General features: G+C 43.9%; 17 protein-coding genes, 1 tRNA gene, 1 other RNA gene and 1 pseudogene. 9 read left to right on the forward strand and 11 right to left on the reverse strand.

The annotated features are described in order from the left end of the window. Positions 1-157 precede the first annotated feature (157 nt). The 3 genes from PH_RS02770 to PH_RS02780 are packed head-to-tail and all read right to left on the reverse strand — an operon-like array spanning position 158 to position 2,577. Complete coding sequence (locus tag PH_RS02770; RefSeq protein ID WP_048053171.1) at positions 158-1,522, reverse strand: ADP-specific glucokinase; 1,365 nt, start codon at positions 1,520-1,522, stop codon at positions 158-160. 60 nt (positions 1,523-1,582) lie between these two features. After that, positions 1,583-2,047 (reverse strand): signal peptidase I, encoded by a 465-nt coding sequence (locus PH_RS02775; RefSeq protein WP_010884691.1) that lies wholly within the window; start codon positions 2,045-2,047, stop codon positions 1,583-1,585. Then, positions 2,023-2,577 carry a DUF531 domain-containing protein gene (locus PH_RS02780; protein WP_048053172.1) on the reverse strand — a complete coding sequence of 185 codons (555 nt, stop codon included), beginning with the start codon at positions 2,575-2,577 and terminating at the stop codon, positions 2,023-2,025. Before PH_RS02780 ends, PH_RS02775 begins: the two co-directional genes overlap by 25 nt. A gap of 52 nt (positions 2,578-2,629) precedes the next feature. On the opposite strand from PH_RS02780, the gene PH_RS02785 reads away from it, so the two are divergent. The 4 genes and pseudogenes from PH_RS02785 to PH_RS02800 form a co-directional block, all read left to right on the forward strand. Further along, entirely contained in the window at positions 2,630-3,676 is a 1,047-nt protein-coding gene (locus PH_RS02785) for a hypothetical protein (RefSeq protein ID WP_010884693.1), read from the forward strand. Then, positions 3,669-4,514: a DMT family transporter gene (locus PH_RS02790; protein ID WP_048053173.1), complete on the forward strand. Its 846-nt coding sequence runs from the start codon at positions 3,669-3,671 to the stop codon at positions 4,512-4,514. The genes PH_RS02785 and PH_RS02790 overlap by 8 nt, the downstream gene beginning before the upstream one ends. Positions 4,515-4,542: 28 nt before the next feature. Continuing rightward, positions 4,543-6,411 carry an alpha/beta hydrolase family protein gene (locus PH_RS02795; RefSeq protein WP_010884695.1) on the forward strand — a complete coding sequence of 623 codons (1,869 nt, stop codon included), beginning with the start codon at positions 4,543-4,545 and terminating at the stop codon, positions 6,409-6,411. Between the two features lie 53 nt (positions 6,412-6,464). Beyond that, a pseudogene (locus tag PH_RS02800) lies at positions 6,465-6,962 on the forward strand (pyroglutamyl-peptidase I); the annotation flags it as partial. A 29-nt stretch (positions 6,963-6,991) separates the two neighbouring features. Here PH_RS02800 and PH_RS09560 read toward each other — a convergent pair. Both PH_RS09560 and gyaR read right to left on the reverse strand, forming a co-directional pair. Next, positions 6,992-7,048, reverse strand: an RNA gene (locus tag PH_RS09560) — C/D box small nucleolar RNA. After that, positions 7,048-8,052, reverse strand: a complete 1,005-nt coding sequence (gyaR, locus tag PH_RS02805) for a glyoxylate reductase (protein ID WP_010884698.1) — start codon at positions 8,050-8,052, stop codon at positions 7,048-7,050. Before gyaR ends, PH_RS09560 begins: the two co-directional genes overlap by 1 nt. 64 nt (positions 8,053-8,116) lie before the next feature. Between gyaR and PH_RS02810 the strand changes: the two genes are divergently transcribed. Next, complete coding sequence (locus PH_RS02810) at positions 8,117-9,136, forward strand: hypothetical protein (protein WP_010884699.1); 1,020 nt, start codon at positions 8,117-8,119, stop codon at positions 9,134-9,136. Here PH_RS02810 and PH_RS02815 read toward each other — a convergent pair. Continuing rightward, positions 9,094-10,272, reverse strand: a complete 1,179-nt coding sequence (locus tag PH_RS02815; RefSeq protein ID WP_010884701.1) for a CBS domain-containing protein — start codon at positions 10,270-10,272, stop codon at positions 9,094-9,096. The two genes, PH_RS02810 and PH_RS02815, sit on opposite strands and share 43 nt — an antisense overlap. A gap of 97 nt (positions 10,273-10,369) precedes the next feature. Then, positions 10,370-10,786: a nickel-responsive transcriptional regulator NikR gene (gene nikR / locus PH_RS02820; RefSeq protein WP_010884702.1), complete on the reverse strand. Its 417-nt coding sequence runs from the start codon at positions 10,784-10,786 to the stop codon at positions 10,370-10,372. A gap of 97 nt (positions 10,787-10,883) precedes the next feature. Here nikR and PH_RS02825 point away from each other — a divergent pair. The 4 genes from PH_RS02825 (at position 10,884) to PH_RS02845 (ending at position 15,460) form a co-directional block, all read left to right on the forward strand. Further along, a tRNA-Glu gene (locus PH_RS02825) sits at positions 10,884-10,961 on the forward strand. A gap of 311 nt (positions 10,962-11,272) precedes the next feature. After that, positions 11,273-12,949, forward strand: a complete 1,677-nt coding sequence (locus PH_RS02830; RefSeq protein WP_010884703.1) for a hypothetical protein — start codon at positions 11,273-11,275, stop codon at positions 12,947-12,949. A 2-nt stretch (positions 12,950-12,951) separates the two neighbouring features. Beyond that, positions 12,952-14,268, forward strand: coding sequence for a hypothetical protein (locus PH_RS02835; RefSeq protein ID WP_010884704.1), 1,317 nt, complete (start codon positions 12,952-12,954; stop codon positions 14,266-14,268). A 919-nt stretch (positions 14,269-15,187) separates the two neighbouring features. Further along, entirely contained in the window at positions 15,188-15,460 is a 273-nt protein-coding gene (locus tag PH_RS02845; RefSeq protein ID WP_010884706.1) for a hypothetical protein, read from the forward strand. Positions 15,461-16,153: 693 nt separating this feature from the next. Here PH_RS02845 and PH_RS02850 read toward each other — a convergent pair. The 4 genes from PH_RS02850 to PH_RS02865 are packed head-to-tail and all read right to left on the reverse strand — an operon-like array spanning position 16,154 to position 21,234. Continuing rightward, entirely contained in the window at positions 16,154-16,576 is a 423-nt protein-coding gene (locus PH_RS02850; RefSeq protein WP_010884707.1) for a translation initiation factor IF-2 subunit beta, read from the reverse strand. 42 nt (positions 16,577-16,618) lie between these two features. Beyond that, positions 16,619-19,945, reverse strand: coding sequence for an ATP-binding protein (locus PH_RS02855; RefSeq protein WP_010884708.1), 3,327 nt, complete (start codon positions 19,943-19,945; stop codon positions 16,619-16,621). A gap of 2 nt (positions 19,946-19,947) precedes the next feature. After that, positions 19,948-20,439: a Gins 23 protein gene (locus PH_RS02860; protein WP_048053174.1), complete on the reverse strand. Its 492-nt coding sequence runs from the start codon at positions 20,437-20,439 to the stop codon at positions 19,948-19,950. Between the two features lie 48 nt (positions 20,440-20,487). Further along, on the reverse strand, positions 20,488-21,234 hold the full coding sequence (locus PH_RS02865) for an ATP/GTP-binding protein (protein WP_048053175.1): 747 nt from the start codon (positions 21,232-21,234) through the stop codon (positions 20,488-20,490). Between the last annotated feature and the right edge of the window lie 18 nt (positions 21,235-21,252).

Genomic DNA, 21,252 nt, shown 5'->3' on the forward strand with positions numbered 1-21,252 from the left:
GGTGAAGCTTCAAAGGTAAAAGCTTGAGGAATGCTCAGAAATATCTTCGTCGCTTTTTGACATTTTCCCGTAGGGTCTTCTTCGAGCTTTAAAGATTTTGAAAATACCTCTCCATAATTTGAATTTCCGTTGGATATTACGGTTCTCGAAAAAATAATCAGTGAAGAGAAAACTCGGAAACGAATGCCGAACTTGAGATCGTATCTCCGATTCCAACTGTACTCTTGGGTTTTTTAACGACTTTAGTTGGTATAAAGGTTAACTGGTAATCCTCGATGCTCCCTATCCCATCCCTTAGTGAGAACTCCTTTTCAAGGATCTTCTCTACTTCCAACCCCTGCTCCCCTATGGGTACCGCCAATCCTTCCCTTATATCGGAGAGCTTCTCTATGTTCCCCTTCATGGCTTTCGTTGCAGCTGCTAGTGCCGAGAACAGGAGGGCATCCCTAACGTGCTCTCCTTTTTCCCTAGTAAGGGCTAAGTAATAACCATAGGTATGGAAGTGGATCCTCTTCACTCCCGTTTCCTTGATCAGCTTTAGTAATCCTTCAATTACTGCTATTGGGTCGGCGGGATCCTTTGATATTATCCTTTCAGCTAACTCTTTCTCCCCCATTACGCTAACGACGGAGGCTAATTCAACTTCATTAAGGCCAACGCTATAAAAGTGCTTGAGCAACTTCACGATCTCGAGCCTAACAACTTCATCCGGCGTGAAGGCAAATTCTAAGTGTGCTCTTATTCCCAAATCATTAAGGATTTTTAAGTGCTCTCTAACTAGCTTTATCGGCTTCCCGTGGTTTTCCTGGGTGAGTGGGTGAAGGCCGCTTATTATCGCGAGCTCAGATCTCTTTGCTATTTCCTCAAACCTCTCGATCCATTCCTCCCTTACGTATAGAATCGGATTGTAGTCATCGGCCGCTCCTATGAACCTATTTTCCCTAGGGGCTTCAAAGTCTAGAACCTTAAAATTCCTGGGGAATTCGTAAATGTAGTGTATGCAGTCCTCCTCACCTTTGCGGAACTCCCTCGGATGGATAAGCCTAAGCTCCCCTCTCTCAAACGTGGGAACGTATATGGGACCATCTAGGAAGAGGCTCGCCTGGAGTTCTGAAAGCTGGGGGACATGGGCTATGACGGGAATTCCATAGACTCCTCCCAGGAGGTTGGCCATTATCCCTACTTGTCCCCCCATCCTGAGCTCATCCCATCCCCACTTCCTCATGTACTCCCTTACTTCTCGAGATACAACTAAAAGTTCAGCTGCTTTTCCCCTTTTAATGCTCCAGAGTATGGAACCGAGAAGCTGTGGTATCGTCTCTATCTCCTTCGGTAGCTCCTCCGAATACCTCAAAACTTCTTCCTTTCCAACCTTTTCAATCCTCTTCTCAAGATCCTCCCTTTTTAGGTACTTAATCGCATCTATATTGGTGTTATAAGCGAGAAGAACTCCCCTAACCTTCCTAATTGATGCTTCGACTTTGTCAAGAGCCTTCTCATATAGACTTTCCCAATTCGTCATTGTTATCACCCCGTGTCAGGGGCCGATTAGTTCATCACAGATCAGCTACCTACCCTCTCTTCATCCACCAAACCCCAGGAGTTCCCTAACCTTTATTGAGATTATACCTATCCTGGGGAAGACAGCTAAAGCCTTGGCCTCAACGGCTTCAGCGGGAACACAGTCGAGTATTCCCTCGGGAGTGTAGTATATATCTGGAACTGGATTATGATCACCCCACGTGATGAAGCACAGCTCTCTCTTTCCATTGATGTAAATGTATTTTATCCCTCGAACCCTATGAATTATTGGGTACCTCGATATAATGCTCCTGTAAACTATGACATCTCCAACTCTAACTTCTTCTGGCCTTACACCTTCCAGCAAAACGACATCTCCCCTATGGAAGACTGGTTCCATGGAGCCACTAACCACTACCACGAGCGGCGTTTCAGTGTGAAGGGCAACTCTAAGACCGAAGTATAATGCTAATGTTAGGAGTATTATCAGTAAAGTTGAGATTACCTCCTTTCCCTTTTCATCCATTTTAGGGCCTCCATTACAGTAGCTATCTTTGCAGGTATTATTCCAATAGCGGTGCAAGTTTCCAAGCTTATCCCCTTTCCATCAGTTATGTCCAAATGATACTTAGCAATTTTAAAAGCTTCCTTCGGTAACCCGTGCCTACCGAGTCCTATTAGGAATATGAAGCTCTTTCCCCTAACGGCCATTTCTGCTATCTCTATCGTTTTTACTGCTTTTTCCTTTGAGGGCTTTGAAGTTGTAGCGACGACTTCCCCGAATTGGGAAGGGAACCCCTTCTTCGGAAAGTCGAGGAGGTGGAACTTTCCTGACTCTACAAGCTTAATGAGATATTTCCCTCCTTCCCCTATAGTTGTATTCTCTGCTACTTCTCCGGCAATTTCCCTTTCATCTTTTCCCTCGAAGGGAAATCCTATTAAAGCAAGGTGAAAGTTAAAAGCATAAGCTACCGGAGCTGCCCTAGCTATAGCCCTTAGGTGGGCTTCATGGATCCTCTTTGGATCGTAGGTGTTGTAGAGTCCTATGGTTAGCATCACTTCATTTAGCTGAGATCATTTTTTATAGTTTAACGCGAAATTAGGAATTATGGAGATTGACGAGATCATCTTACTCGCGAGAAAGGGATTCATCGATCAAGCTATCGAGAGGATCAGTAAACTTAAGCACCCCCTTGACAGGGTTATAGCCCTAACCAGGGTTGGGGAAGTCGTTAAGGATCTTAGCATCCTTGACGATGCCCTTTACCTAGTGGAGCACTCGCTGAAAAGCGTTGAAGATAAGATATTTGGATACTCTGAACTTGGAGTTTCATATTCGAGGTTAGGGGATAAAGAATCCTCCGCAAGCTGCTTTGAGGAAGCTATAAATCTCTTGGGAAAGCTTGAGGAATATGAAGCTGGGGTAATCGCAATTTCCCTGGGCGCTAAGCTAGCTCTCGCTGGATTTCATAGGAATGCACTCGAGATGTTCGACTTTGCCTTCGATTCCTTGATGGAGTCTGAAATTAAGCTCTCGGAAAAGGTTGAGCTGATAACACAGCTAGCAGATACCATGGAAACGGTGGGGGATGAGCTACCTTCAGCAATTGCCCTAGAATTTTACGAGAGGGCTTACTACATCTTTGACAATCTCAGAATTGGCGATAGATCCAGTAACCTGGAAAAGAAGATCAGGGTGTCCAAAGCCCTAAAGGTAGCTGGACTTCCTGGAGTTAGGAAGCTCGTACTTGAAGGGAGGTTTGAGGATGCATTGCACCTTTTGGATAACCTAAAAGGTGGTGAAAGAATAATAGGTATCCTGGAGCTCTCGCTTTGGGCCAAGGAGATGGAAAGCTATGAGAGATTTAAACTCATCGATATCGCCCTAGAGGAGATTAAAACGGCTAACCTATCTGATGATGAAAAGGTGAAGATCGTTAACCTCCTTTCAAAGCTCGAGTTATTCGAAAATGCCCTTGAAGTTGGAAAAAGCATAAAGGAGGGTGAGATTCGGGATAAAGCTCTCTACCTCCTGGGTAAAGAGCTCATAAAATCAGGCGAATTCGAATACGTGAAAACTAAATTGCTTCCACTGATAAGGAGTCAAGATTTAAAGGAGGATCTCGCAAGGTTATTTGGTGAAGTTAATGGATGAAACCAGGAAGGCTGAACTCATACTTTTGGGGCTTTCTGCAATCTGGGGAACGACGTTTCCCGTGATGAAAATTGGCATCAAGGATTTTCCTCCTGTGAGCTTCATAGCCTTTAGGTTTTTCCTGGCCTCCATAATACTGGCTATAGTCCTTAAGGATAAAATAACAAAAGATCAAATATTCCCAGGATTCTTAATTGGATTGTCGCTTTTTGCAGGGTTCGGATTTCAAGTCGTTGGACTTAAGTATACAACGGCTTCGAATTCAGCTTTCATAACCTCCCTGTATATGGTGTTTACCCCATTCGTCGCCTTTGCATTGCTAAAGAGTAAGATAACACGAGTCGATGCCTTGGCTTTAGCTATTGCAGTACTTGGAACTTACCTAATATCGGGGGCCAGCTTAAACCTAAGCTATGGTGATTTGCTGACAATCTTAGCAGCTCTAAGCTTTGCCTTTCAGATAGTTCTAATAGAGTACTATAAAGATCTCGGCCTTGGTTTGGCCTTCTGGCAGATATTTTGGAACTTTATTTTTTCCTTAGTTTACTCGATCTACTTTGAGAGTCTTCCGCTGCCCAAGGAAGGATCAACGGTATTTGCGATCCTTTACACGGGTATAGTTGCAACGGCTTTGGCCTTCCTTGGCCAGGTGAAGTATCAACCAAAGATAGAGTCGCATAGGGCCGCAGTACTTTATTCAGCTGAGCCCGTCTTTGGATACTTCTTCTCTTTCCTTATCCTGGGTGAAATCCTGCCATTTGAAGGTTATGTTGGAGCTTTCCTGATATTAGTTGCAATATGGTTGGAAATTTCAAGAGAAAAATTAATTAAGGAGTGAACGATATGGATATTTTGGTGATACCGTTATGACTTCTATCGAATGGGATGAAAAGACGTTTACGAAGTTTGCCTATCTCAGCGACCCCAGGACAAGGAAAAACTTGGTTGCTTACGTTCTTACAAAGGCCAACCTTGAATCGAATAAGTATGAGAACACTATAGTTATAGAGAATCTTGAAGATGGGAGCAGGAAGTTCATAGAAGATGCCTCCATGCCAAGAATATCTCCCGATGGAAAGAAGATAGCCTTCATGAGATTCAACGAGGAGAAGAAGACCGCTCAAATATGGGTTGCCGATCTAAAGACGTTAAGCGCTAAGAAGGTTCTCGAGGCCAAGAATATAAGATCCATAGAGTGGAATCAAGACTCAAGGAGGCTTCTCGCTGTTGGGTTTAAGAGAAGGGAGGATGAAGATTTCATATTCGAGGATGACGTTCCGGCATGGTTCGACAACATGGGATTCTTCGATGGAGAAAAGACGACCTTCTGGGTAATTGACACTGAAGGAGAGGAAGTTATAGAGCAGTTTGAGAAACCAAGGTTTAGTAGCGGTATCTGGCACGGGGATTCCATAGTCGTTAGCGTTCCCCACAGGGATGTAATTCCCAGGTACTTCAAATACTGGGATATCTATCTATGGAAGGATGGAGAAGAGGAAAAGCTCTTTGAGAAGGTTTCATTCTACGCTATAGATTCAGATGGGGAGAGGATACTCCTCTATGGGAAGCCCGAGAAGAAGTACGTAAGCGAACATGACAAGATTTACATCTACGATGGTGAAGTTAAGGGAATACTAGATGACATAGACAGAGAGGTTGCTCAAGCTAAGATTAGGAACGGAAAAGTTTACTTCACGCTTTTCGAGGAGGGTAGCGTAAACCTATACCTCTGGGATGGCGAAGTCAGGGAGATAGCTAAGGGTAAGCACTGGATAATGGGCTTTGACGCTGATGAAAGGCTGATCTACTTAAAGGAAACAGCGACTAGACCCGCTGAGCTATACCTATGGGATGGAGAGGAGAGGCAACTAACTGATTACAACGGGCTAATATTCAAGAAGCTTAAGACCTTCGAGCCGAGGCACTTCCGCTTCAAGAGCATAGACCTAGAGCTTGACGGATGGTACATAAAGCCAGAGATCAAGGAGGGAGAGAAAGCACCAGTAATAGTCTTCGTCCACGGTGGGCCAAAGGGAATGTACGGCTATTACTTTAAGTACGAGATGCAACTGATGGCGAGCAAAGGGTACTACATAGTTTACGTGAACCCAAGGGGAAGCAACGGTTACAGCGAGGATTTTGCCCTGAGGGTTCTAGAGAGAACGGGACTTGAAGACTTCCAGGATATATTGAATGGAATAGAGGAATTCCTCAGGCTAGAACCACAAGCTGACAGGGAGAGGATCGGTATCACGGGAATAAGCTACGGTGGCTACATGACGAACTGGGCCTTAACCCAGAGTGACCTCTTTAAAGCTGGAATAAGCGAGAACGGAATAAGCTACTGGTTAACAAGTTACGCCTTCTCCGATATAGGGTTATGGTTCGACAAGGAGGTTATTGGTGACAACCCGCTTGAAAACGAGAACTATAGAAAGTTAAGCCCCCTATTCTATGCTAAGAACGTTAAGGCCCCCTTACTACTGATCCACAGCCTTGAGGATTACAGGTGCCCATTGGATCAGAGCTTAATGTTCTATCACGTCCTCAAGGATCTCGGTAAGGAAGTTTACATTGCGATATTCAAGAAGGGAGCGCATGGGCATAGCATAAGGGGATCTCCAAGGCACAGGATGAAGAGGTACAAGCTATTCATGGAGTTCTTTGAGAGGAAGCTCAAGAAGTACGAGGAGGGCTTTGACGTAGAGAAGATACTCAAGGAGGAGAAGAAATGAAGATCTTATTGACTGGCTTTGAGCCCTTTGGAGGTGACGATAAGAATCCCACTATGGATATAGTTGAAGCTCTAAGCGAAAGGATACCTGAGGTCGTTGGGGAGATACTACCCGTATCCTTCAAGAGGGCTAGAGAAAAGCTCCTCAAGGTACTTGACGATGTTAGGCCAGATATAACCATAAACCTGGGCTTGGCCCCAGGAAGAACGCACATATCCGTTGAGAGAGTAGCCGTGAACATGATAGATGCGAGGATTCCGGATAATGATGGAGAGCAACCGAAGGATGAACCCATAGTCGAGGGAGGACCTGCAGCTTATTTTGCAACAATACCCACTAGGGAGATAGTCGAAGAGATGAAGAAGAACGGCATTCCAGCGGTTCTCTCTTACACGGCTGGAACTTATCTCTGCAATTTCGCCATGTATTTAACCTTACACACATCAGCTACCAAGGGATATCCCAAGATTGCTGGCTTCATACACGTTCCCTACACTCCGGATCAAGTCCTGGAGAAAAAGAATACTCCGAGCATGTCTCTAGATTTAGAAATAAAGGGAGTGGAGATAGCAATAAGGGTTGCTCAGAGCGCGCTACATTCATCACAACTCAGGTAGGGATGGAGCTCATCATCGCCTATTCGAATCCCGGCTTTCTTATTTTTATAACTTCCCTGTTAACGAGGGTTGGAGGGATCTCGCCCCTCTTGAAGGCTATTAGATTCTTAGCTACTAGCTCGGCCATACCTTCCCTAGCTCCAAAGCTTGCGCTCCCTATGTGAGGCGTTAGCACGACGTTATCTAATTTAAAGAGTTCTTCGTTGTAGTATGGTTCCTCTTCAAATACATCCAATCCGGCCCCGGCTATCCAGCCTTCCTTAAGGGCCTTAACTAAAGCGTTAGTATCAACGACCTTTCCCCTCGCTATATTGATCAGTATGGCCGTCTTCTTCATCAGCTTGAGCCTCTCCTCATTTATCAAGTGGTAAGTTTCCCTCGTTAGGGGAACCGCTAAAACCACAAAGTCGCTCTCCCTTAGTAGATCCTCTAAGGGCTTAAACTCTGCGTTAAGCTCCCTCTCAACTTCTTCCTTTCTCGTCCTCGAGTAATAGAGGATCCTCATGTTGAATCCCTTAGCCCTCTTGGCTATTGCTTGCCCTATCCTTCCGAGTCCTATTATCCCTATGGTCTTACCGTAAACGTCGTACCCTAGGAACCATTTAGGATGCCAAGCAACCCCCCTCTTCTTCCACTCTCCGGATCTTACGAACCTATCTCCCTTTACAACATGCCTCGCGGTTGCTAGAAGTAGAGCAAACGCTAGATCGGCCGTTGCATCTGTCAAAACATCGGGCGTATTCGTCACGTAAATTCCCCTCTTCGTAGCTTCCTCGATATCTATATTATCATAGCCAACTGCATAGTTAGCCACTATCCTAAGCTTCGGTGCGTTCTCGAAGACTTCTTTATCTATCCTCTCGCTTAACATGGTAACTAGGGCATCAACTTCCTTAACCTTCTTAAGCAAGATCTCCCTGGGTATTTCCTTTTCATCCCCCCAGACTTCGACCTCAAATTCATCCTCCAACATCTTAATTCCAACCTCAGGGATTTCCCTCGTAATGAAAACTTTTGGTTTCATTTTACCCCCACCACTTTGTGATTTCAGCGGATTCCTTAAAAATGATAAGTGAAAATAATGATCGATGATAAGCGAGCTACTAAGGGTTAGAGAAGCTATAGAGAGGAAGAGAATCGATAAGGCCATAAAAATAGCCGAAAAAATTAGGGATTCCTACTGGAGATCTTACGCTCTTAAGTGGATAGCCCAGGAGTTAGCTAAAGATGATCCAAAGAAAGCTAGAGAGATAGCACTCTCGATCCCGATAATATCCCTTAGAAGGGATGCTTTACTCTACGTAACCTATGAGCTTGCGGAAGTCGGTAAGTTTAGGGATGCAGTTGAAACGGCCAAGATGATTGAGGATAAGTACACGAAGAGGAAAGCCTTCAGGAAGATAAGTACCGAGATAGCTGAAATACTGAAGAAGAGCAACTTGATTGAGGTTAACCTAAGCGATCTTGGCCTGGATGAAGAGGATATCCCCCTGCTAGAACCCCTCCCCGAAGGGATAAAGTACGAGAAGGGTAAGCTGATACTAACCGAGGATGTTTCCATAGTTAAGGGGATAGAAGAGGAGTCAAATGAAGTCGTTGAAGTTGGTGAGCCTAGCGTTAAGAGGAATGTTGTCACATTCGAGGAGAGGAGGGGTGAAAGGATTAACTTGGAGGATCTACCTGAACCCTTTAGATCTTCCTACCTCGAGGAGCTAGGATTGAGAAAGATTGAAGAAGGAAAGCTAGAGGAGGCCGTCAAGATCCTGGAGGAGCTGAAAGTTGGAGGACCCCTTCCAAGGTTATTATTTTTCGTAGGAAAGTGCAATGATCTTAGGAAGGTTGTTAGGCCTATAGATAGGCTGCTCCTAGTTTACAAGGCCTTTCTTCTGTACGATTATGAGGAAGCCTTCAGTGTTTTCAGCACACTCTTCCTGGATTTGATGGATAAAAATCCGTGGAAGCTTTTAAGGTTACTTAAGTTCCTCTCATTCGAGTTACTCTCGGAAGGTAAGAGAAGGGGAAACAAAAAATTAATAGAGGTCTCAAAAAAGCTCTTTAAGGAGGCTCAGCGCCAGAGCTCGAGCTTTTCAATGAACCTCTTTGCATAGCGTATATCCCTCTCAAGCTCGGCCTTCTGTAAGAGTTGTCTCTCGATGGCCCTTATTGCATCGTGAACCGCTTGAATAGCTCCCCAAGTTTCTCCCCTAGCTATGAAAACTCCCTTGTCAGTAACGATCCTCATCCTGGCTTGGTACAGGTGAACTCCCCTGAACTTTTCGTTAAACCTTCTTATGTAGAGGTATATTATCCCTTCATTCCCGAGTAAGTCTGAATAGCCATCAACGAACTTCTTGATATCGTTTATTATCCTCTCCCTCGTGAAGTCGCTGAGTGCTGAAGCGTCTCCACCCAACTGAAGGTAGAACTTTGCCTCCTTTTCAACCATCCTTGATATGGGAAGCAAGAGATCCTTAACCGTTAGTATTCCCACAACCTTATTACCCTCATCAACGACGACCAAGCCATCTATGTCATTATCCTTCATAGTCGCTACCGCTTCCCTAACGGTTGCAGTTGGTAGTATCGTTATAACTCCCCTTATCATTGCTTCCCTAAGCTTCATGCTGAAGGGAGGTATCTTCTCGCCAACCAGTTCTCCTGTTTGGGCCTTGAACCTCGGCTTTATGAACCTGAGGATTAGATCATGAAGCGTCACCAAGCCTTCTAGCTTTCCTTCCTCATTGACTATCGGTATCCTTGATATTCCATGATCCCTCATCACGGCCAAGGCCTTGGCCACCGTGTCATCGGGAGTTAGCGTTATCACATCCTTCGTCATGAACTCCTCAACTTTCTTCTTTCCGAACTCTTCCGCAACCACCCTCTCAAGCAGGGCTATATCGCTGATAACCCCTATTATCTCGGCCTTATTTTCGCCAACTGGAAGGGACCTCAGATCAGTTTCCAAGAGTAGCTTAGCGGCGTGGCTTAGATCATCGGTTGGCTTAACTACAGGGGCGGGCTTGTAAATATCCCTAACCTTAGCTTTAGTTGGATCCCATTTTAAGTGGGATCTTATGATTAAATCCTGGGTTAGAACTCCTTTGTAAACGTTATCATCAAAGACGAGAATTAGATCTGGATCCTCCTTTTCTATAATCCCAATCGCCTCAGAAAGAGGCGCACTTATATCGATTTTTGCATACTTATCCGTCATAACTTCCTGGACCTGGATTCCTACCATTTATATCACCTCCAAACAATTTATTTTACTCTCCCTTGGAATTTAAACCTGTTGATCCTCACAAGATTTTAGTAAAGAAAGGTTAATAAAAGTTTCGCTAAACAAGTTCCTTACCAGTGGATGTCATCACGAGCTTTCCATGCTTAACTCCCTTGAGGCTTAGTAACTTGTCTGCTATCATCTTTATCTTCTTAGCTTCCCCCTTGACAACGATGACCTCAAGGCAGTTATGCTCATCCATATGAACGTGAAGGCTTGAGATGATTTCATCTAAATACTCGTGCTGAAGATCCAGGAGGGCCTTAACTACATCACCCTCGTCATGGTTGTAGACTATGGTTATAGTCCCGGCAACCTCTTCGTTTCCAACTTCCCACTCGTGCCTTATTATGAAATCCCTTATCAAATCCCTAATTGCTTCACTCCTATTCTCATAACCAATCTCTTCTATTATCTGATCAAACTTCTCAAGGAGCTTTGAGGGTATCGAGATGCTAAACCTTATTAGTTCCATTAAGCTTCACCTCAGAAAATTTTCATTCATTGAATATTAAAATTGCGTCAGTTCGAAAACTTTTTAAATCGAAAATTAAGGAAATGCTAATGGGTCTGCCCCGGTGGTGTAGCCCGGCCAAACATGCGGGCCTTTCGAGCCCGCGCCCCGGGTTCAAATCCCGGCCGGGGCACCAGGAATTTTCATGCTTACCCCTTTCTCAAAAGAGACTGTGAAGATTGTTTACTGAGGGCTGAGTTAACTTTCTAGATATTCCCTAACATGTTCTGCAAGAACAGGCTTAGGGCATAAGTTTTATGCAACCCCCTAAAGACCCTTTGAGCTCGTACCTAGTTCAAATACGATAAGAGCACCATAACACTTTTTTGAATAATCTAATCTAACATAAAACATGTTGCAATATTACTGCATATCAATTAATATTAATAAACTTAATGTAGTAAATTTTATATAGCTTAAATTCAACATAATCTATTGTGATCCTCTATGAGGAAATATGTAGGGTATCTATTTGTAATATTAATAACTGGATCAATTATTGGCCAAGTAACTGTGCAAGGAAGTTATGCAATGGCTATGGACGACAGTAATCCCTACGAGGAATTCTGGAAGATACTCTACAGGGAGGCCGAACTCGTTGTGAAGGTTGAGAATGGGAACATATCTGCGATCCAGGAATTGATAGAAAATTCTAGAAAAGGAGAGGAGAATGCCGCTAACATATCCTCTCTAACTTGGACTAGCCTAAAAGAGCTGGAGTCTTCAGGAGTTAAAATGTATTACACGGAGGAAGAACTGAGAAAGATGGCCGAGGATATAGCAGAAAATGGTTTACCTGAAGACACTGTTCGTGCATTGAAAGAGCAGGGTTGGAGTGATCAAGAAATAAAGGCCCTAGAAGATTACATAGCTAAAAATAAAGATAATATAACTGGAGATTTTAACATGTCTGAATTTCTGATGAACTTCTCTAGGGCTTTTGTGAAGGTCGGATTCAAGTATGCAGAATACGAATCCTGGGCCCTGGAAAAGTGGAAATGGGAAGGAAAAGCTAACTTTACAGGGTCTTTACCCTCTAACGAAGGACTTAATCCATTCTTAATAAATGAGTTGTCGGATGTACGCCTCGCATATTCAACTAATAACATGAAAGGCTTATTAAAAGCCATTAATGAGCTATCCTCAAAAATGTACGAGATCTTTAAGTATGAGATGGTCGAGTACTCATCATTACCGTCAAGGTTCGGTCAGCTTAAAAATAGGGGATATGTAACCTTTTACAAAGGTGGATTCGTGGTTATAACAACCCGTAACATTCGCTATTTCCCCAACTATACGGAAGAGGTAACCGAATACTATTGGCCTACGGCTTTGAAGGCCTATAATCTCACGAGGCAGATATACGTTATAGTAAAGGCCATCAGCATGGGAAACGGGGATCAGGAACTCAGGAAAATGCTAAAGGATAAGATGGAGGAACTTAGGGAGGCTTTAGTTGTATACATTAATAAGTATGAGCGGAAACCATGGAGAGACCTCATCCTCCTTAGGTCATCCCCAGTAACGCGAGGAAGACTGATAATATCTAAGGAAGTTGTCATTGATGAGGCTACCCCAGATGAGGTTAAGTACAGGATAAAGATAACTATGGAAGCTCACAACAATGACGTTCGAGATATAGAGATAGAGGTTGACGATACGACTTCTGGATCTTCGGATAAAGGATCTGTAGATTATTTAACTATGGGGGAATCAAAGACCTGGTTTTCTAAGCAATTCTCGATAAAGCCCAGCGATACAACGGTTAAGATTGAAGGAAAGATAAAAATAACATATACACCAGTATGTGGAGATATTCCCCAGCGTTCAGGTCAATCCTTAGATGAATGCACTGAGCCTCGTACCATCTCAGACGAATACTCTAAGGTTATAGAGGTTACAGATTCTATAGACCCCTCGAAGGTAACATTTAACATCATCGCTTCCAAGAAGAAAATAAGGGAAGGTGATTCAGTTGATTTCTACATAGAGGTTACCAATGACAACAACATTAAGATAGAGGGGAAGTATCTACTCGAAGTTTCAGTACCTCAGGGGAGGTCATCTACTCCATATCCCAAGAAGTTTCATGGAAACGTGTCGGTGGATCCACGAAGACGATAAAAGTGGCCACAGTATCTTATTCCAAGAGCGGAACCTATAGCTATTCAGGTTCTTTCAGCTTTGGACAAGGTTATTCAAAAACCGATAGCGGAGAAATAGTCGTTGCTAGGCGTGATACTGGAACCACGGGAAGCCTTAAGATAGCTGGTTTGACGTATATTCCTAAGAATCCGAGGGAAGGTGAGTTCATAAGCTTTATCGTTAACGTAACTAACTCTTACTCTTCCTCGCAAAAGGCTAAGGTAATCCTTTACATAGATAAGGAAAAGATAGGGGAAGCCTCAGGAGAAGTTGGTGTCAATTCTTGGAGTACTTTTAAGCTGAAGTGGAAGGCCAAGGGAGGGAAGCATTATTACAGGGTCGTGATCTATAGGGTCAATGGAGATGCAGAAGAGTATGAGGATGGAGAAACTGGCGAGTTAGAGGTTGCTTCTTTAGATCAGCAGTTTGCTGTCTCCTTGGATGTCTTCCCCGCTGAACTAGAGGGTGGTGGAAGAGTGTTCTTTACTGTTGGGTTGAGGAATTTTGATTATAATGCTATTCCCGTGAGGGGTTTTGTTGTGGATGAGGATGGGGCTATCATCAAGAATATCGAGGATAGGATTCCAGCCAAGGGAGTGAAGAATATTACATTCTCGTACTTAGTCTATGGTGTTGGTAATCACACTTTCAAACTCTTCCTCGACAATTATGATGGAGAGGCAAACGGGAAAGGAGAAGAACACTGGAGCAAGGCTACAATAGAAGTAAAACCAGTGGGTGATGTAGTGGCTAGCATGAGTTGTTATCCAACCACTGTTCCTTTGGATTCTTCCACAACTTGTACGGTTAGTTTTGAGTTGAAGAGTCCTGCTACTGTTACACTGAACCTCGAAGAGGTTGACTTTGGTGGGAAGAGGGTGTGGCCTGAGGGGCCGAGTAGTGTGATAGTGAAAGAAAAAACAATAACCCTAACCCCAACAAACATGCAGGACGATTTAACGATCACCATAACAATAAACGACGAGCTAGCAAACTACTACTTTGGAGAGCGGCCCTGGCTATCTACTGGATCATATAAAGATAGGCTTGTAGGATACTCATACCTTGTCAAGGCCGAGTTTAATGAGAGCATTACCATAACCGATGCAATTACGGTAAGTTCTGGTGATTCATCTACTATTGAGGACCTTGAAACCGCCGTGAAAGTAACAGGCGTTGGGGTCTCCGCACTAGAGGAAGTCGCCAGCCATGCTGGACAGTTAGAGATCGTAGCCAGTGGGATGTTGGGAAAAGTTGCAAGAGTAGGATCAAAATTCTTAGGGTTTGTTGGTTCTTGACTGCTAGGGGTATTATCAATTGGATTAGAGCTCCAACGCCTTCAGATGGGGATAACAACAACGTGATAGGAGGTTGAGAGGAAATGATAAGAGTGTCTTCTTCCTTTCTTTTTAAATTTATAATCACGTTAAATCTCTTTATTATTGGATACTCAGTTTATCAAGTTAAGAGGTATGATTCACAGTGGTGGGGTTATACTGGGATAGGAGTCTTCTTATGGACAGTAACAATGATTCTAGCTAAACCATCCCCTAATGTACAACAGCACTTCAAATCAGGCAAGTTTCTTGATTATCCTGCCTTGGCCCTCATTGTGTTTCTAATAGCCCTCCATACGTCCGGAGACATAGGAAAGCTCATAATATGGGGATTTTTCGTTAGCATAATTACTGTAATTATCACTCACCACCTAGAGAAGAATAACAAACAAAGCTTGATTACATCCTACTATGTGGGCCTTATTCTCTTGTGTTGGAGCTTCCTCTATAAATACATCCTTGTTTCGTTGACATACACTTTATTCGCTTTATACTGTTGGATGAACGTCCAGGATAAGCAAAACTCAATTATCATATGACAGCATATAAAAATAATAATATTTATGCTTGAACTTGGAGTGGAGGAATTTCCAGACGAATTTGACAATAATAATGTTATGGGTGGTTGAAAGATGGGTTGGAGTTTGTTTCTATTATTTTTTGGAGTGTGCTTGGGTTACTGGCTTTTATAGCTTCGCCAAAGCGAAGTTTTCCTTCTCTAAGTGCAATAGTATTAGTGTTCTATCTTGCTGTAAAAACTGAATCTACTGAGGCGTTGTGGCCAATAGGAGTCTCGTTCCTCTTATGGCTCCTTACAGCACTAATAAGCATTAGATTATTTTGGGATTACTAGGTAGGCGAATTATACTCCTTTCCTTACATGATACTTTCAGGCCTCTTACTACTCTTAAAGCCTGAAATAGGATTCCTAGCCCTCTTGGGATGCCTTCTCCTGGTAGGACTCTTCAAGAGGACATGTAACACTACTAATAAACTATGTACGCTAGCCTTATACATACCCTCACTGCTCCTCGTAATACTGTATAAAACACCACTAGCGTTAGTATATGCAATCCCAACCCTATGGCTCCACATGGAAATTAAAGAACTTGAAGAAATCAAATACAGGAGAAAAGAGTACAATGCAAGTTAGAGGAGTACTTCGAATTGCCATGACGTTACCGTTCCCCCCGAAGGTCACCCGATGAAGAAGGGAGGGTGAAAGGTCAGCCGTGATGATATTCACAAACTTCACGCAAATCACGGCTGACCAGAACGGTCTGAGACTGGGATAATAACCTTTGAAAATACAGCACATGCTGGACTAACAACTCTCGAAAGAGACCTTACATTCACCGGCCTTGACATAATAAATATAAAACCAGGACATATGCGATGTGGGAGTTAACGTGGCTGTGACAATTGTGCTTGGAGAATTACTGGAACTTCCAAGGGCAGCAAAAATAGTATGGGACTTTGTGGGGCCCATTATAGTGGGAAAGATTAAAAACGGGGTCTTGGGGTGAGTTTGTAATGGTAACTGAAAGTCCCTTTAAAGATAAGAACAAGGACATTTGTTTATATTCTCTTTTTCTTGATTTTGCTGTTTTTCGCGGTTTTCACAATGTACAAGCTTGTTAACTCGGATATAGAAGCCCAGAACTTTCGAGAGAAAAGATGACTGCATTGGCACTTTGGAATGTATCAGAATCAATTTTCCTTGACATCCTATGAGAAATCACAATGTCAATTTCAAGCTATGTTATATTATTCTAAGAAAATAAAGGGAAAGTCAGACGACTGTTTACTCATCACCAGCTCAGCACTCGGCAAAGTCATCATCCCGCTAGAGATGCTGAATTGGCGTTTCCGCACCGCAGGCTTCGCACTTGAGGAAGTAGAACCTGTCCCTTTTAATGATTTTTGTATCTGGGCTTCCACATACCGGGCATATGACGTACTCTTTTATGTACTTCTTCAACTTGTTGGCTATTAGATATGGGGTGAACCTACCCTGCAAAACCACCCTCTTCCCCTCGAGCGTTCCTGCGGTGGCTATCTCCCTAAGCAGGAACTTCAGCAGATGCTGTGGATCCCTGTTTAAGGCTTCAGCTATATCCTTGAAGTTCTCTATTATCGTCTTGTTTCCCTCTATCGTCACTAAGGCCCCAGGAACCTCAAAACGTGACTTGTGATGCTTAACGTTCTCAGGTAGCTCCTCATAGGCTTTCTCAAGTAGCTTTTCGTAATCGTAATAGTCTATCTCCATTTAGCTCACCTCCGTTTAAAGTTCCTCCTGGAGTTATATAAATTAGACGGTTTTGTAGTAGCCGTTCTCGGGCATATAAATCTGGCCCTTCTCCAGTAGCTTTTCGAGTATTTCCCTCGCTTCACTCTTCTCTATTCCAAACTTTGCAGCTTCCTCGAGGATATCATCAATCTTTGCACCCTTCTCGCTTGTCCTCTCTAGCTTTTCTACTATATCAAGTATTCTCTCTACTTTGCTAAGCTTCCTCGCGCTCTGCCCAACTTCAAGTATCGTAACGTCGAGCTGACCGGCTTCATCGACGGCTATTTGCTTGAGCGTGTACTCCATGAGCTTTATGGCTTCCCTTGCATCTTCCCTCGTAACTATCGGGCTGAGCCTCATCCTAGCGTGGGCTTCGCTTAGCCTTATCAGGGCCTCTAGTTGCCTAGCAGTTATCGGAATTGGCTTTATCTCATCCCCACTACTTTTCTTCGCGCTCCTCCTCATCTTCACATAGTACTTCTCAATTTCTTCCATGGCTTCTTCGCTTATAACTGGATGAATGTTCTTCCTGGCATAAGCTATGTACTTCCTAAGCAACTCGTGCGGTATCTTTGGAGTTACGACCTCGCTCTCTCCCCTTCTAACCTTTAATATATGCCTAGCGATCTCGCTGTCTACCTTTTCGTCCGGCTCATCCATGAGGACGAAGATTAAGTCGAACCTGCTCAGCAACGTTGGAGGAAGATCTATTTGCTCTGACACCCTCTTCATTCTGTTAAACCTTCCGTGCTTCGGATTTGCAGCAGCTATAACCGTCGTTCTAGCGTTTAGCGTTGCCGTTATGCCGGCCTTCGATAGGCTTATCGTTTGCTGCTCCAGGGCTTCGTGGATTACACTTCTATCCCTATCGCTCATCTTGTCGAGCTCATCTATCAATGCGTAGCCCCCATCTGCAAGAACTAAAGCCCCAGCTTCTAGAACCCATCCTCCCGTGAACTCATCCCTAACTACAGCAGCTGTGTTGTGGACTATGAATCCGTTGGCTACAAAGTTGTGGCTTCCCTCTACGGTAAGGTCATAGACGTATTCAACCCCATCTACTTCCCCTACTTCAGTGACTTTCTCCCAGTGAACTTCCGAGTTCACGATCTCTTTGATCTTCTCGATTTTTTCCTTGGCGAGCTCGTGGGCATCGCTAACGTCACTTAGGAGGATCAATGTCTCGTTCCTAACCCTCTCGTCGTTGGTAGTTTCAAGCTTCCTTAACAGCTCTTCGTAACTTTCTTGCACCCCAGGAATCTTGATATTCATTGGATTCATAATTTCTTCAAGCTTTTCAATGGCTTTTCTCACTTCTTCCCTGGTTAAGTAATCCTTAACTTCCATTTCCATATTGTAGAGTTTTGAAACATCCCTTATTGTCTTTCCAGCCCCTGGAATCACGTCTTTTTCACTTTTTACCGTTCCCACGTATGTTCCTACCTTAACCTCCCCGGCCTCAACCCAGGATAATTCTCCATCATTTATCGTTAGTAACTTGGTCTCCCTGGTTAGGGCTATGCTCCTTCCATTCTCCGTTTTTATCCTCACGAGCTTCTTCGGAGCTCTCAGTTTCCAAACCCTTCTAATTGGTGATTCAACTATCTTCCCGTCTTTGAACGTCTCGACCTTCCTGAAGCATGGTGCATAGCTGATCCCTTCCTCGCTTATCTCTCCAACTTCCTTCATCCACTCCTCCACGAACTTCCCGATCTCTACCCTTCCGTTGTCGGTATTTATCAAGGTATCCGGGGCCACGCAGAGTCCAGCTGCTGAGGAACTCTTTCCCGAGGTGTATATAGCCCTAGGGGCTAAGTTTGCAACGTAACGCAAGAGTTGGCTATTGTGCACGAATATTCCGTTCGCTATGAAGTTGTGGTGCTCTGGAACTTGGAGATCGTAAACCCAAGAGTTATTGGGCTTGTACTCCTCAATCTCAACAACTTCATCCCAAAATATCTCAGCTTCGGGTGCTTCCTCCCTGGGGGTGGCTATCTTCTCCCCAACCTTTAGCTCATAAGCTTTCTTCGTCTTTATCCTTCCCTCCTCTAACGTGAAGAATGGGTGCGTTGGGGTTACCCTAATTTCCCTACCCCTCTTAGTTCTAATCCTCAACATCTTCTCCGGGGTTGTTCTCTTCCACGCTATGTCAGCTTTGACCTTCCTGACCTTAAGGGTTCTCACATCTAAAGCGTACAGCTCCAGGTTTATTGGAGCGTAGAAGCCATCGTCAACCCTTCCAAGTTTTCCCTCTTTTTCTGCTTTCTTTATCGCTTCCTCAACGATCTCTCCTATCTTCCTCTTTCTCCCATCTCCAAGTAGGACTTCTGTATCGTAGTCAACGCACTTAGCGACGCCAGGATCTCCAACGAGGAGGACGTGGATATCCCCTCTAAGCCTCGTCCCATCGGGTAGCGTCCTTGAGACTCCTCCGAAGAGGGCTAGGGCTATTCCCTTCTTAACTTCCTTGTATCCGTAGATCGCTGGCGCTATTGAGTCAACTATGGCTGAAACTATATCCTTCCTCTTTGCGAGTTCCCTGATCTTCTGCTCATCTTCTGGAGATATCTCAAGCTCTTCGAGCTCCTTGCTTATGGGCTCTATGTGGTTGACCTCTATCACCTTCTTGAACGTTGGAACTTTCTCTCTCTTTTCCTGGATCACTCTGAGGATCCCCACGACTATTACCCTATCACCTGGCATTGCTGTATCCACTATATCATCCAGGAGTATCCCATCTATGAACCTAGGCATCTGCCCTCCTCTCAAGCTCTCTGGCCTATCCTGTATTCTGAACATCTGGAAGTTCACGAATTTGCTCTTCTCCACATCAAGCTGGACGTTTTTACTTCCGCATTGCTCGCATTTCTTTACTGCAACAAAGCCCTCATAGGGCTTCTGAGGCACAACCATTTCATGCCCGCAATCCTTACAAACGAAGACCGCGACTGAGACGAAGGGTTTTATCTCAGTAACCCTTGTAACTACCCCTTCAACCTGAATGAGTTTGTTTATGTGCTCAGCACCAACTTCCTTAACCATTAGGGTCTTTGGGAGGTTGTGGAACCTTGCGTGTATCTTTGGCACATCTTCCCTTAGGAAGTCCTCCTTCAGTATTATCTGGATTGCATCCTCAGCTGCAAGTATGCACTCCTCTGGGTTTTCTATAACCTCCTCAGCAAGCTCCGGATCGTATGAGTTTAGATGCATCCAATTTATCACTATTGATCTCTTTGGCGTTATCGTTAGCAGATCCTTTATTTTACCCATGTAGAGGGGTTCTTCACCCTCTTCTGCATACTCCCTAAAGAATTTGAGGAACCTCTCAATTATCTCTTCCCTCTCCATGACTACTCACCAATCCACTCATTCCTTATCCTGGATATCTGAAGGTATATCCTCCTCTCCTGGGGTGCTAATCTGGAGAGAATTTCCATGCTGTTTGGCCTTAGCCTCACCGCTTCGAGAATCTTCTTGAACCTTATATCCTTTAGCATCTTGTACTTCTTCTTGAGGTTCTTTAGTTTCGTGAGCTTGGTGTGTATAACGTCTATGTTTCCCTCCCCTCCCTTCTGGATGTATTTTTCCAGATAATATATGTAAAACTCGGCCCTCTCATATAGATTTTCTGGAATTGCCGATATTGGGGCGTTTTTTCTTTCCTCTTCGAGGACTTTATCTATCTCTCCTATCACCTTGTCGGCTTCATCTATTATCTCAACGATCCCAAGCTCCCACAGCTCTCTCGCCTTCCAATCCTCTATGAGTATCATATCTCCCTCCTTCCAATTTTCAAATGATCTTAACACTTTAACAGGGATCAATGCTTTACCCGTTAGCATCTCCACTCACCATGGCAGATATAAGGTAATTGTGAATGGGTTAAAAAGCTATGTAAGATCCCCACAAGTACAATAGTGTTCATATGCAAGGGTTTCCAGGTCTTCAAAGCCTTCTCTAGTTTTTGCAGACAAGTATAGAACCCTAATGGGAGGGAGAACTTCCATCATTATAGAACACATCTTGTACGCCATTAATCCCTGCATCGAGGGGTCAAACTTTAGCCTCCCCATTAGGTAGTCTAAGTCTTCAAAGTACTTCCTATGCTTCTCCAACTGCTCCTCCTTTAGAAGATCAACTTTGTTTAGGGCCGGAACCGTAGTTGCTCCTAGCCTTAGGTCTATAAGGAGGGCGAAGAACCTTACGAAGCAGTAATCCGTTGGCTTCCTTAGTATCTCTGGATCTGAAAGGTAAACAACTAATGGATACGGTAAGTTCTCCATTAGCTTAACTCCAAATTCGTGGAATAGAAAAGTCTCCATTTGACCTGGGGTATCAATTAAAACGTAATCCTTCTTGCTTTCTAATTCCAATATCTCTTTTAGATAGTAATCAAACTTGTTCATGAGCCTGTCGTAGCTCTCTACTATTGCTCCGTTTGGCCCATAACCTTCTTTCATAATTTCTTCGACAGTTACGAATTCCCTTACATCAATGTCTGGCTTGTATGGTAGTTCTTTTACCCCCGTGTCTAAGTTGACGTATGCTACCTTGTAGTTCTCCTCCAGGTACTCGCCAAAGGCTCCTGTTAAGCTTGTCTTCCCACTTCCCGCGGTTCCTACGAAGACTATTATCATGGTCCCTCCCATAAGGAA

The sequence above is a fragment of the Pyrococcus horikoshii OT3 genome, from assembly GCF_000011105.1.
Classification (GTDB): Archaea; Methanobacteriota_B; Thermococci; order Thermococcales; family Thermococcaceae; genus Pyrococcus; species Pyrococcus horikoshii.

Excerpts from the sequence above, each read along its gene's own strand:
- PH_RS02865 (WP_048053175.1), bottom strand. The coding sequence starts at position 21,234 with ATGATAATAGTCTTCGTAGGAACCGCGGGAAGTGGGAAGACAAGCTTA.
- PH_RS02775 (WP_010884691.1), bottom strand. The coding sequence starts at position 2,047 with ATGGATGAAAAGGGAAAGGAGGTAATCTCAACTTTACTGATAATACTC.
- PH_RS02770 (WP_048053171.1), bottom strand. The coding sequence starts at position 1,522 with ATGACGAATTGGGAAAGTCTATATGAGAAGGCTCTTGACAAAGTCGAA.
- PH_RS02830 (WP_010884703.1), top strand. The coding sequence starts at position 11,273 with ATGAGGAAATATGTAGGGTATCTATTTGTAATATTAATAACTGGATCA.
- PH_RS02855 (WP_010884708.1), bottom strand. The coding sequence starts at position 19,945 with ATGGAGAGGGAAGAGATAATTGAGAGGTTCCTCAAATTCTTTAGGGAG.
- PH_RS02790 (WP_048053173.1), top strand. The coding sequence starts at position 3,669 with ATGGATGAAACCAGGAAGGCTGAACTCATACTTTTGGGGCTTTCTGCA.
- PH_RS02845 (WP_010884706.1), top strand. The coding sequence starts at position 15,188 with ATGATACTTTCAGGCCTCTTACTACTCTTAAAGCCTGAAATAGGATTC.
- PH_RS02860 (WP_048053174.1), bottom strand. The coding sequence starts at position 20,439 with ATGCTAACGGGTAAAGCATTGATCCCTGTTAAAGTGTTAAGATCATTT.
- gyaR (WP_010884698.1), bottom strand. The coding sequence starts at position 8,052 with ATGAAACCAAAAGTTTTCATTACGAGGGAAATCCCTGAGGTTGGAATT.
- PH_RS02785 (WP_010884693.1), top strand. The coding sequence starts at position 2,630 with ATGGAGATTGACGAGATCATCTTACTCGCGAGAAAGGGATTCATCGAT.
- PH_RS02780 (WP_048053172.1), bottom strand. The coding sequence starts at position 2,577 with ATGCTAACCATAGGACTCTACAACACCTACGATCCAAAGAGGATCCAT.
- nikR (WP_010884702.1), bottom strand. The coding sequence starts at position 10,786 with ATGGAACTAATAAGGTTTAGCATCTCGATACCCTCAAAGCTCCTTGAG.
- PH_RS02810 (WP_010884699.1), top strand. The coding sequence starts at position 8,117 with ATGATAAGCGAGCTACTAAGGGTTAGAGAAGCTATAGAGAGGAAGAGA.
- PH_RS02850 (WP_010884707.1), bottom strand. The coding sequence starts at position 16,576 with ATGGAGATAGACTATTACGATTACGAAAAGCTACTTGAGAAAGCCTAT.
- PH_RS02795 (WP_010884695.1), top strand. The coding sequence starts at position 4,543 with ATGACTTCTATCGAATGGGATGAAAAGACGTTTACGAAGTTTGCCTAT.
- PH_RS02815 (WP_010884701.1), bottom strand. The coding sequence starts at position 10,272 with ATGGTAGGAATCCAGGTCCAGGAAGTTATGACGGATAAGTATGCAAAA.